The organism is Providencia sp. PROV156 (assembly GCF_028480905.1).
Taxonomy (GTDB): domain Bacteria; phylum Pseudomonadota; class Gammaproteobacteria; order Enterobacterales; family Enterobacteriaceae; genus Providencia; species Providencia hangzhouensis.
In genome coordinates this window covers 56,990-69,443 of the sequence record NZ_JAMPPE010000005.1, presented here as the reverse complement: position 1 = coordinate 69,443, position 12,454 = coordinate 56,990, and the positions used below count along the sequence as shown (strand labels likewise).

The window sequence follows — 12,454 nt, the reverse complement described above, 5'->3', positions numbered from 1 at the left end:
TAACCAACAACCAACACATGAAGGCGCTATTTTTAGCCAAAATTGAAGGAATTATAATGAACAAAGAGAACCGTATTTTAGGCACGTTTTATGGCCAAGCCTTAGGTGATGCAATGGGAATGCCTTCTGAATTATGGCCTCGTTCTCGTGTTAAAGCACATTTTGGTTGGATAGACCGCTTCTTACCTGGGCCAAAAGAAAATAATGCAGCTTGCTACTTCAATACGGCAGAATTTACAGATGATACCTCAATGGCCCTCGCACTTGCGGACGCGATTATAGAATGTGGTGGCAAAGTAAACCCTGAACTTATTGGACGTAATATTCTAAAATGGGCAGAGCAATTTGATGCCTTTAACAAAAATGTCCTAGGGCCAACCTCTAAAATTGCATTAAATGCAATAAAACAAGGGACTCCAATTTCTCAGTTAGAAAACAACGGCATGACAAATGGTGCCGCAATGCGAGTTTCCCCACTCGGTTGTTTACTGCCAACTCATTCTATTAATGAATTTATTGATGAAATTACACTCGCCTCATCGCCAACTCATAAATCGGATGTAGCAATTGCAGGTGCGGTCGCTATCGCTTGGGCAATATCTAAAGCAATAGATGGCGAAGATTGGTCACAAATTCGCGACCAATTACCCGCTATTGCGAAGTTAGCACAAGAAAAACATGTCACAACCTTTAGCCCATCAATAGCTGCACGTATTGAACTTGCTTTACACACGGTGAAAAACACAATTGGCACCGAGCAAGCAATGGAACAGCTTTATCAACTCGTTGGCGCTGGTACTAGCACCATTGAGTCAGTTCCTGCCGCCATTGCTATGGTTGAATTAGCGGAAACCGATCCCAACCGCTGTGCCATTCTGTGTGCTAATTTAGGGGGAGATACCGATACCATAGGGGCAATGGCCACCGCCATTTGTGGCGCACTGCATGGCATTGATGCCATCGACAAACAACTTAAAAAACAATTAGATGATGTGAATCAACTTGATTTTACACAGTATAGCCAAGCCTTTATGGCATTGAGAACTGCAAGAGAAAAAGCTTATGAAAACCGCTGAACTTATTGCCCATCTTCCATTACAAGCAGAACATCGTCCTGTCTGCCTGATTGGCGCAGCCGTTATTGATGTGATTGCAGATGCGTATTCACTGCCTTATCGCGGAAGTGACATCGAATTGCACCAACAAAGTGTCAATATCGGTGGATGTGCTCTGAATATTGCTGTGGCCTTGCAACGCCTTGGTATCCAATCACTCAATGCATTACCTATTGGGCAAGGTGTGTGGGCAGATATCATCCGCAACCAACTCAATAAAAAAGGTGTGAGTTCAGTTATAGAAACGAATAAAGGTGATAATGGCTGGTGTTTAGCCTTAGTCGAACCCGATGGAGAAAGGACATTTCTTTCAATTAGCGGTGTGGAAAACCAGTGGGAACGCCATACATTAGATGATTTACCAATTACATCTAACACCATTGTCTATCTTTCTGGCTACCAATTAGCAGCAAAATGTGGCGAAACTCTGCTTTCATGGCTGGAATCACTCTCCGATAACGTCACTTTATTTATTGATTTTGGCCCTCGGATCGCCGACCTTTCGAAAACACAATTATTACGATTGATGGCTTTAAAACCTATCATTTCATTGAACCGTCAAGAAGTCGAACATATCGTCACGCTGTTCCCTGGTATCGCACACCAAGGAATGGATACAGAAGCATTAGCCAATATTTGGCATTCTCAATTTTTAGTTCCCGTGATTGTTAGAGTCGACAAAGAAGGCGCGTTCTTTCAAGAAAGTTGTCGTTCATCAGGCTGGGTGGCACCATTTAAAACTACCGTTGTCGATACCATTGGTGCAGGGGATAGCCATGCAGGAGGCGTGATTGCTGCATTGGCGTCCGGCTGGGCACTACAAGATGCCGTATTACTTGGAAATGCTGTCGCATCCTATGTTGTTAGCCATCGCGGAGGTGATTGTGCGCCTTCGTCTGAGCAACTCGCCGCGTATTTACAGCAATATTAATCATCAGAATAAAAAGAGGTCATCCCTCTTTTTATTCTTCAGATACAAATACATACATATCACTACGGCATTGATTGAAACTGTATTCAATAGGGATATTTTTATGGTCGAAAGCCACCTGCTTAATCACTAAAACAGGCACGGTCTTTTCTAATTTAATGTGCGTTTGAAAGTCTTCATCTGGCATTCGAGCACTTACCTTGCTCTTTGTTCGCGTAGGATAAATATTTTGGCTGCGGAAATAATCGTACAAAGATAAACCAATATCGTCTACGTCACCAATCAGCCCAATAGGAACATATGATTCCTCAATAGAGACAGGCTGCTCATCCACGTAACGAATGCGTTTTAACATAAATACATCACTATTGATGGGGAGCGCTAGCGACTCTGCGACTTCCTGTGAACAAGGCACGATACTTTTATTGACCCAAAGTGTGTTTGGTTTTTTTCCAAGTAAAACAACTTGTTGTGAAAAACCCTTAGCTTCTTTGAGCGAATACTCAAACTTATCACTAATTTGGGTACCGTAGCCTTGTGACCGAATGATAACGCCTTCTTGCTCAAGTAACTCTAACGCTTTTCGAACGGTAATACGCGACACGCCTGTTTGTTGACCTAACTCCCTTTCACTGGGCAGCATATCACCTTGATGTAAAACCCCTGTTCGCACGGCAAATTTCACCGTTTCAGCAAATTTTACATATAAAGGTGTATTGTCTATTTCAGCAAGACGGGTACAAAGTTGTTGGATCAAAGATAAATGCGCATCATTCATATTGAGTTAGTCACCTAAAAATCGCAGCAATAATCCATAGTACCACTATCCATAGATTAATTGCAGGCAATTGAATTAGATAAATTTATTGCCAATGAAAAACAAAATGCTACAGGGTACCATTTCCACTGAGGTACACGCTTTTCTCTAATATAGGTAAAGTTAATTGCTGTTGATATCCATCCAATGTTTCTTTTGCCAATATTGCTAATGCACGGTAAAAATCGCTGTTAGCCGAATCTATCAATACTTCGAGAAAATGTGCCGACCAAGGTAATAGATGCCAAGCGAGTAACTCTTCTAAATCAGCTCTGCGATTTTGCTCAGCGAGCCAAGCCGCTAACATCAAGATCAGCCCAAAGTGGTCTTCTGGCTCTTTTTGTGTCGTTACGGGTTCAACACCTTTGGCTCGCATCCATTGGCGCAGCTCAACGGTTGAATCACCAAAAACAATTCTTTCTTTGTCTAGCCAGACTGAGCCCCAAGGGGGAGCGGGTAAAGCATAGGGCCCGATAAACAAGCGTTGCCATGCCTCACTGAGTGGTTCATTTTCCTGAGCACTGGATTGCAAAAGCAGGCTAATTTCCGCTAAAGAAGGTAACGCAAATGGCCATTCTTCATGCCAAGTCGGCTCTTGTAAAATCGAAATAATCTCTGCGTTGTTTTCATTTTCTGGTGAGAAATAAAATAAAGACCCCAGAACTCGCCCTGTCACTGCGACGTGTTCAAGAAAGCGTGCTTCTTGCATATTTGATTGTCTCTGAAGTTATCAGCGCAGGGAAATCATCTCCTGCGCTGAAAGGTTTACCAATTAAGCCACAGCCATGCCGACTGTCATGTGTAAACCATAGAATAGCCCACGACCGATAAATTCACCAATCAGTACCAGCACGGTACCAAGAAGTAAACTCAATACCGAAGGCTGATTTTGTCGCACAACAGGCAAAATCCATAGCAGCAACCCGAGACTGGTCACCACTAAACGTATCACTTGTAAAACACCAAAATCAGGGACTAAATCCACTGCTTTTTGTACAGAAGTGGCAATTAGCGCAATTTCTCCGCTTTGCAGTAGTACTGACGCGATAGTCACAATATAAGCCACGATACTAATCGCCGCTAATTTACCACTATTAAACGGAAATTTAGCCACTCGTAATAGCAAAGTGCCTAAGATTGGTCCGACAACAAACAGGGTCATAAAGAAGCCGATAGTGGTATGTGGTGTGTTCCATGTTGGCACCGTGCTTATCATATAAACTCGTGTCATTGCCCAAACAAATAACAGCCCCATCAACATGGTGATGATTAACCACACTTTATCTAACCCTGTTGGCATCTTTTTCATTGCAGATAACAGCCACCATAAGCCGCCCAAAGCAAAGAAAATGGAGCCAAACAACACTTCGTTACTTAATGATGACGCAAACACACGGTTCATCGAGTTAAATGCACGCATCGGTGAGCCCATATGCATCATCGATGCCAAAAATCCTAAGCCCATCAATACCCATAACGCGAACATTGCGTTCACAATGCGCTGTTTTTGTGGCTTATCATCTGTCGATAACCAAGCAAGCCCTGTCACAATCACGCCACCTGCAATACTTTGGCCTAATACCGTAAATAAAATCAGCGGCCATTCGTGTAATCCATTGCCCATGTTATACCTCCCGAGGATTGGCTAAATGGCCTGTCGTATCATTGACAGGGCGACTATTGGCATTGGGTTTAATGACAATATTGGGCTTGGTATAGTGCGCTTCTGGTAGTGGCGCAATCTCTGCCAAATTGCCATGTTTCTCACGTAACTCATCAATAGGACCAAAGTCTAATGCACGCAGTGGACAAGACTCGGCACAAATCGGTTTTTTACCGACGGCAACACGTTCATAACAACCATCGCACTTGGTCATATGCCCTTTTTCGCTATCAAATTGCGGCGCACCGTATGGGCAGGCCATATGGCAATAGCGGCAACCAATACACACACTTTCATCCACAACGACAAAGCCATCTTCACGTTTGTGCATCGCGCCACTTGGGCACACTTTCACACAAGCAGGGTCTTCACAGTGGTTACATGAAATCGACAAATAATAACTAAATACGTTTTGATGCCACACACCGTTATCTTCTTGCCAATCTCCCCCCGCATATTCATAAATGCGCCTAAAATTCACCGCAGGAGATAAATTTTTGTAGTCCTTACACGCTAATTCACAAGTTTTACATCCCGTGCACCGTGCAGAATCAATATAAAAACCATATTGTGTTGTCATGATTTATCTCCCTATACCCTTGCCACTTCAACCAAATTACTGTGTTGCGGATTACCTTTCGCTAACGGTGACGGGCGTTGAGTCGTCAGGACGTTTAGGCTACCACCATGGTCCACCTTGTTTTCATCAGGCGCGTACCACGCCCCTTCCCCCATGGCCACAACCCCTGGGATGATGCGTGGAGTCACTTTGGCAGCGATCTGCACTTCCCCTCTATCGTTATAAATACGCACCATGTCACCATCTTTAATATTGCGACGTTTTGCATCAATAGGGTTGATCCACATCTCTTGTAAACAAGCAGCCTTAAGCACATCAATGTTGCCGTAAGTGGAGTGAACGCGCGATTTATAGTGGAAGCCACTCAATTGCAGTGGATATTTTTCGGTGAGCTTATCATCATGGCTTTCAAAGCCTGGGGAATACATTGGGAGTGCTGATATCAAATCACCTTCCGCTAGCGTCCATGTTTTCGCGATATCCGCTAATTGTGATGAATAGATCTCAATCTTTCCTGACGGGGTATTTAATGGGTTCGCAATTGGGTCTTCGCGGAAAGCTTTGTGTGCCACGACATGCCCTTGTGGGTTCATTTTTTTGTAAATCCCTTGCTGCTGGAATGTCTCAAAATCAGGTAGCTCAGGTAACTTTTGTCGTGAAATTTCATACAAATGGCGTAGCCACTCTTCTTGGGTTCGCCCTTCGGTAAATTTCTCTTCAACCCCCATACGGCGTGCGATTTGTGTACACATTTCATACACCGTTTTGCTCTCAAAACGTGGTTCAATGGCTTGGCTAGCGAAAATCACATAGCCCATATTACTAGCGGCACCATCCAAGCAAAAATCCATCTGTTCAGACGCGGTACAATCTGGCAGGACTAAATCCGCATATTTCGCTGAAGCCGTCATATGGTTATCAATCACTACTATCATTTCGCATTTTTTATCATCCTGAAGAATGTCATGCGTTTTATTAATATCAGAGTGTTGATTGATTAAACTGTTGCTGGCGTAGTTCCAAATAAACTTAATTGGAACATCCAGTTTATCTTTACCTCTTACCCCATCATGAGTTGCAGTCATTTCAGGGCCGCGCTCTATCGCATCAGTCCATAAAAATACGGAAATACTTGCTTTGACTGGGTTTTCTAACGTTGGCATCCGCTCAAATGGAATATCATAGTTCCCTTCACGAGCCCCCGTATTTCCCCCATTTATACCAACATTACCGGTTAAAATCGGTAACATCGCAATCGCACGTGCGGTTTGCTCGCCGTTCGAATGGCGTTGTGGCCCCCAACCTTGGCTAATATAAGCAGGTTTTGCGGAACCGATTTCACGTGCTAATTTGATGATTTTATCAGCAGGAATACCAGTGATTTGCGCAGCCCATTGTGGTGTTTTTTCTACACCGTCATCCCCTTGCCCTAAAATATATGCCTTGTAGTGGCTATTTTTCGGAGCATCTGCGGGTAGCGTTTTCTCATCATAACCCACGCAATATTGGTCTAAGAAGGGTTGATCAACCATATCTTCAGTGATCAACACATGGGCGATCCCTGCCACCAATGCAGCATCTGTTCCGGGGCGGATCGGGATCCACTCATCTTCTCGTCCAGCAGCAGTATCGGTATAACGCGGGTCGATCACTATCATTCTTGCATTAGAACGCTCACGCGCTTGCTCTAATTGATAAGTGATCCCACCACCGCTCATACGGGTTTCGGCAGGGTTGTTTCCGAACAGAACCACCAACTTGGAGTTTTCGATATCGGAAACGCTATTACCTGCCCCACTACCATAGGTATAAGGCATCGCACAGCTGATTTGTGCTGTACTATAGGTACCGTAATGGTTTAAATAGCCGCCCATGCAGTTCATCAAACGGGCGATAGGTGAATTCGCTGGCGGCCATGAACGTGCAACTGTGCCACCTAATGTGCCAGTTCCATAGTTCAAATACACAGCTTCATTGCCATAATCGGCAATAATCCGTTTTAGATTATCGCTGATTAAATCGTAGGCTTCATCCCAACTAATTTGTTTGAATTTACCTTCACCACGTGCCCCAACGCGCAACATCGGGTATTTCAAGCGGTCAGGGTTATAGACACGACGGCGCATTGAGCGCCCACGTAGACAGGCCTTAACTTGATGCTTATTTCCGTAAACATCATCGCCGGTGTTGTCGGTTTCGACATATTTTATTTCCCCATCAACAATATGCATACGCAGTGGGCAGCGACTCCCACAGTTAACGGTACATGCGCTCCAAACTATTTTTTCTTCAGGTATGGCTGTTTTGGGTGTGATTTCACTGGTATCAGCAATACTATTAAAAGGTAAACTTAGCGCTCCACTTGCAAGTGCGAGTCCCCCGACGGTACTGGTTTGCATTAGCTTCCTGCGGCTGATCTCCGATTGGAGTACTCCCTCAGATAATGCTTTACTCATATCTGCCTCACTTAACATTGCTTCAAAGTTTTAAAATGGCTTTTTTGAAATTTATTTTTATCTTTAATTTATTTATCGACTTCCAATTACCATTCTATAACCGAGGCACCGTGAGGTATTGTGCACGATCAATAATCCAATATAAATTGTGTGGTTTTAATGCGTTATATCGAGTCATTCAAGCCAGATTAAAATTAATATAATTATTTTTAATGTTTAATAATGAATTAAATTGAAATAAATATAATTCCATTCTTCTTTAACTTGAGTTTACTGTTTTTCATTTATTTCCGAGTCTCAATTCATAAAAAACCCCTTAAACGAAAATCGACTAAGACGTTTAAGGGGAAATATAAAATATAAATTATCGAGTGAATATTTGTTCTGCTAACAGCACTTAAAACGGGCAATTACGCCGTTAATCCACCATCTAAGACCAATGTTTGACCTGTTAAGTACTGGCTGCTATTGCCAATCAAAAATTCAACTAGCTCTGCCACTTCTTGGGGTTGCCCTAAGCGGCGTAACGGGATGTTTTGGCACATAGCTTTTAATTTAGCTTCAGGCATTGCACGGGTCATATCACTATCAATAAGCCCCGGAGCAATACAATTCACACGTAACCCAAAACGCCCAACTTCATGAGCCAATGAACGCGTCAACCCCATCATCGCTGATTTACTCGCCGCATAAGCTGTTTGGCCAATATTGCCTTTTAACCCAGTAATTGATGACATCAATACGATTGAGCCGCTCCCCGCCATCAACATTGCAGGTAATAATTTACGGTGCCAATTCATCACGGAAATGACGTTATTCTCTAGCACATCTCGCCAGATTTCAGCATCTTGATGAATATGTAAGGCGTCCCTAGTGATACCCGCATTATGAATAATAGCCGTAGGAGCCCCAAATTGTTCCAATAACGAGCTAGAAAGCGCGTCAACTTGTGCTTCATTCTTACCATCACACGGGGATCCTTTCACCCATGTATCTAAATTGGGGTTTTCAAGATTCGCTTGTGTTTCATTAACGCCATCAACGCTACGCCCAGTAAAAACCACATTCCAGTGGCGTCGCAATTCACTAACTAGTGCGAGCCCAATTCCCCGGCTTCCTCCCGTCACGAGTATCCATTGATTATTTGCCATTTTAAGATTTCGACTCCTTATCAATATGTTCACACAGCGCTTTCACCGAAATTTCTGGATGTTCTAGGAAAAATTCCGCATCTAAAGCAACATTAAAGTCACGTTTAACAAGCACCATAAGTTCAACATAATCTAAGCTATCGAACTCTAACTGGACTAAAGTCATCTCCGCATTCAACTCTTCTGCTTCTAAATCTTTTGCATCACAGATCATGTCACTAATTTTGATATAAATTTCTTGATATTGGCTCATTTGTTTTATCCTTGCATTCTTATTGAGTTATTGAATTAACTTTCAATGTTATTGAATTATTTATTATTTTTTCTCTGTAGCGGGCGGCGATACTAATACTCACTAATCGACCACTCTCACTATCCGCGATCACTAAGGCCGGCAAAATACGTAGGTAAATAGGCTCAGGAGAGGTGATAGGAGCCCATTTCGTTAGAAGTTCACGGTCAAACACCACCTCTTGGTGGGTTTGTACGATAGGATAACGGCAAAAAATATCTTTCAATGTTGAGCCGATCGGCAACCATTGTGCGATCTCTTGTTGTTCAAATAACGAGCTATCATGAATTAAGTACCAGAACAAAACTGCGTCAATAAACTGCCATTCATACATTTCGTTGGAAAACTGAGAAAATATTGACTGCAATTTCACCATCTCTGCGGTCGAAATCATTATTTCATTCGCGATTTCATGTAATACCGGTGGAGGGGTGAGTGACAATTGGCAAGTTAAGCAGTTTTGTTGCTCATCAGAAGAGAGTAAAGCCACCGATCCCGCTTTATTTCGTGCAACTAATTGATAATCTTTATCGTTCCATAGCGGATTGCGTAACCGCACGACACATTTGATAAACTCAGAGTCGATAACCTCTTGTGAAGCCAATAATGGGTGATTTAATGACTCACTCGCGAATTGTTTCACATCGAGTAGTGCACGCATGCCATGCACACTCAGTTGATCTCCGCCCTTCGCTTTGACCCATTCAAGGTCGAAATGAATCGGGTTATCATCACCAGAAAATGATGCCCACTGTTTTGCATCCTCAAGGGTATAACGTAACGTTCTCATAACGCTTTCTCTAAAATCAGCGCCGCGTTTGCCCCACCGAAGCCAAAACTCAGGTTTAGTGCACGCTTAACTTCACCAATACGGTGTTCGTTAGGAATATAATCGAGGTCACATTGCGGGTCCGGGTGATGTAAGTTAGCGGTTGCGGGCATCACGCCATGCGCCATCGCTTGCAAGCAAATAATGGTTTCAAAGCTACCAGCAGCGGCGATTAAATGTCCGGTATAGGATTTCGTACTGGATATTGGGACTTGGTAAGCTGCCGCACCTAATGCCTTTTTCAATGATTCTGTTTCATTTAAGTCATTAAGAGCTGTTGAGGTCCCATGGGCATTGATATAATCGAGAGATTCAGGAGCGGCTCCCGCTTGTTGTAAAGCCATTTCAATAGTTTTCACCCGAGCAACACAATCTTCTGCTGGTGATGTAAAATCAAAAGCATCAGAAAAATTTGCATACCCCGTAATCTCGCCCAAAATGGTGGCCCCACGAGAAATAGCGCTCTCACGCTCTTCTAAACACAACACGGCCGCACCTTCAGAAAGGACAAAACCACTACGATCTGCGCTAAATGGGCAACTGGCACGAGTCGAGTCTTCCGCTTCACGTGTTAAAGCACCAAGAACATCGATATTCCATACAGCACAATCTGTCCGCAAGGACTCTCCTGCACCAGCGAGCATCATATCGGCTCGTCCATGACGAATCGCTTCAAAAGCATCACCAATCGCAATAGTGCCTGTCGCACAAGCCGCGATGGTCGTGTTTTGATATCCACGCAGGTTCCAAAACTGGCTGCAAGCCGCCGTTGTCACATTTGGCATTGCATAAAAACAGTTGAAAGGCGAGGTCATCCCTGTCGCTTCGAATTCACTGACTGACATATAACTTTCATCAAGCCCTGCCCATCCTGTTCCCATAATGACACCGCACATCAGTGGGTCATAAAAATCAGTTAATGGCGTGCCTGCGAAGGCCATATCCATGGCTTCTCGCGCTGCCCCCAAGGCTAAACGCGTATGGCGTGGTAAACGACGACGAATAGCCGCAGGAACCCCTTTTAAGCTGGGTTCATTATCAATAAGCCCCAAAAAATGGCTGTGGATATTTTGCGCAGTTTTATCAACGTAACGATAACCGAGCTTTTTATCCATAATCGCTTGCCAACATGCTGAAGCCGTATCCCCCAAAGGAGTGACTGCCCCATAACCTGTGACAACAACGCGCTTAAATTGAGATTTTTGGTTCATAATGGGTTGTCCTCCTGTTGGGCGCTACCGCCACCTTGTGCTAACCAAAGCTGTAGCGTTGCATAAAGATAATCGTATTGATTTTGAGCTAATGAATTTTCAATAGTTAAAAGGTCATCTTGCGCATTAAGCAGTGTTTGATAATCCACAGCACCAGCTCGGTAACGGCTGCTGGTTAGCTTTAGCCGCTGCTGGCTAAGTGATAATGACTGTTGTAATTGCTGACGAATTTCATCCGCGGCAAAACGGGCTTCCATGGCATTATCGACTTCTGACAAGGCGGTATAAGCTGCACTACGAAATGCCACCGCAGCTTGTTGCACTTGTAAGTCGGATTGTTCAATGGTCAATTTCACTGTGTTCCACTGAATAAATGGCAAAGAAATCGAACCCCCAACAACCCGTGTCGGGTCACTAAACCATTGAGAAAACAGCTGGCTACCCGCATTAAGCGCACCTTGCAAAGACAGTGTCGGGTAGAAGCTCAATTTAGCAGCGTCAGAATCAGCAAGCGCGGAACGTAAACGTGACTCGGCAGCTTGAATATCCGGCCGCTGTGCTAATACGACCAACGGTGTCGCGTTAAGAATTTCAATCCGTTGATTTCGATTAAGTGCGGTGAGCTCACGCACATGTTGCTCTGCAGGGCGGTTTAACAATAGCGCTAATGCATTACGGGAGCTGTCACGTTCTTTAATGAGCCGTCGTAATTCATTTTTTCGACTAATCACAGTTTGCTGTGATTGTAAGAAATCCAGCTGGCTAACTTTTCCTGCTAAATACCATGACTTAATTTGCTGCTGGCTTTTTTCTGCAATCTTTTGGCTCGCAATCAGGTTATCAATCTGTTGATTTAACAGTGCAATATTCCAATATAATTGTGCAGTCGTATTAATAACCACTAATGCTGTTGCATGGTAATCCTGTTCGGTTGCTATTGCTTCCCACTCATTCTTTTCACGAATACGTGCCAGTTTTCCCCATAAATCGATTTCATAATTTAAAGTTAGATTTGAGCTATAACTCTCTTGGGGGGAGGTTCCATGACGTATAGATTTTGTATTACTTGCTGAGCCCCCAAGGGAGAAATCTGGGGTTATATTGGTATTTGCTAGCCCAGCCGTACTTCGCGCCAGCTTTAATTTAATTGCCGCTGTGGCTAAATCATTATTATTTTCTAATACCTGATTGATCAGTTGGGATAACAGAGGATCTTTAAAGTTATCCCACCAATTTTCAGTTAGGTTCAATGCCTGAACTGATGTCATCACGTCATTTGCACCGGATTGGCGTATTTTATCATCCCACTGCTGTGGCAAAGTGAGCTCAGGGCGTTGGTATTCCGTACGCGTAAAACTGCCGCAACCATTTAGCAAAAATAAAGCAGAAATAATATAAAGTGATTTGAT

Annotated in this window: 12 protein-coding genes; 2 read left to right on the top strand and 10 right to left on the bottom strand. The window is 43.6% G+C overall.

What is annotated here, in order from left to right:
- The first annotated feature begins 56 nt into the window (after positions 1 to 56).
- Positions 57 to 1,076, top strand: a complete 1,020-nt coding sequence (locus PSF31_RS04965; protein ID WP_096864432.1) for an ADP-ribosylglycohydrolase family protein — start codon at positions 57 to 59, stop codon at positions 1,074 to 1,076.
- The gene (locus PSF31_RS04960; RefSeq protein WP_096864431.1) at positions 1,063 to 2,046 is read left to right on the top strand and encodes a PfkB family carbohydrate kinase; all 984 of its coding nucleotides are present in this window, start codon (positions 1,063 to 1,065) and stop codon (positions 2,044 to 2,046) included. Before PSF31_RS04965 ends, PSF31_RS04960 begins: the two co-directional genes overlap by 14 nt.
- A gap of 31 nt (positions 2,047 to 2,077) precedes the next feature.
- On the opposite strand, the gene PSF31_RS04955 is transcribed toward PSF31_RS04960, so the two are convergent.
- The 10 genes from PSF31_RS04955 to PSF31_RS04910 form a co-directional block, all read right to left on the bottom strand.
- Positions 2,078 to 2,824: a GntR family transcriptional regulator gene (locus PSF31_RS04955; RefSeq protein WP_096864430.1), complete on the bottom strand. Its 747-nt coding sequence runs from the start codon at positions 2,822 to 2,824 to the stop codon at positions 2,078 to 2,080.
- Positions 2,825 to 2,933: 109 nt separating this feature from the next.
- Positions 2,934 to 3,572, bottom strand: coding sequence for a Tat proofreading chaperone DmsD (gene dmsD, locus PSF31_RS04950; protein ID WP_096864429.1), 639 nt, complete (start codon positions 3,570 to 3,572; stop codon positions 2,934 to 2,936).
- A gap of 63 nt (positions 3,573 to 3,635) precedes the next feature.
- Complete coding sequence (locus PSF31_RS04945; protein ID WP_094962375.1) at positions 3,636 to 4,487, bottom strand: DmsC/YnfH family molybdoenzyme membrane anchor subunit; 852 nt, start codon at positions 4,485 to 4,487, stop codon at positions 3,636 to 3,638.
- Position 4,488: 1 nt separating this feature from the next.
- Positions 4,489 to 5,106, bottom strand: coding sequence for a DMSO/selenate family reductase complex B subunit (locus PSF31_RS04940; RefSeq protein ID WP_004259506.1), 618 nt, complete (start codon positions 5,104 to 5,106; stop codon positions 4,489 to 4,491).
- Positions 5,107 to 5,117: 11 nt separating this feature from the next.
- The gene (locus PSF31_RS04935; protein ID WP_096864428.1) at positions 5,118 to 7,562 is read right to left on the bottom strand and encodes a DMSO/selenate family reductase complex A subunit; all 2,445 of its coding nucleotides are present in this window, start codon (positions 7,560 to 7,562) and stop codon (positions 5,118 to 5,120) included.
- 410 nt (positions 7,563 to 7,972) lie between these two features.
- A complete protein-coding gene (locus PSF31_RS04930) occupies positions 7,973 to 8,713 on the bottom strand; it encodes an SDR family NAD(P)-dependent oxidoreductase (protein ID WP_004259521.1) in 741 nt (246 codons plus the stop codon).
- A 1-nt stretch (position 8,714) separates the two neighbouring features.
- On the bottom strand, positions 8,715 to 8,966 hold the full coding sequence (locus PSF31_RS04925) for an acyl carrier protein (protein WP_004259523.1): 252 nt from the start codon (positions 8,964 to 8,966) through the stop codon (positions 8,715 to 8,717).
- Between the two features lie 19 nt (positions 8,967 to 8,985).
- Entirely contained in the window at positions 8,986 to 9,795 is an 810-nt protein-coding gene (locus PSF31_RS04920) for a MaoC family dehydratase (RefSeq protein ID WP_096864427.1), read from the bottom strand.
- Positions 9,792 to 11,045, bottom strand: a complete 1,254-nt coding sequence (locus PSF31_RS04915) for a beta-ketoacyl-[acyl-carrier-protein] synthase family protein (protein WP_164560881.1) — start codon at positions 11,043 to 11,045, stop codon at positions 9,792 to 9,794. The genes PSF31_RS04920 and PSF31_RS04915 overlap by 4 nt, the downstream gene beginning before the upstream one ends.
- Positions 11,042 to 12,454 carry an efflux transporter outer membrane subunit gene (locus tag PSF31_RS04910; protein ID WP_096864503.1) on the bottom strand — a complete coding sequence of 471 codons (1,413 nt, stop codon included), beginning with the start codon at positions 12,452 to 12,454 and terminating at the stop codon, positions 11,042 to 11,044. Before PSF31_RS04910 ends, PSF31_RS04915 begins: the two co-directional genes overlap by 4 nt.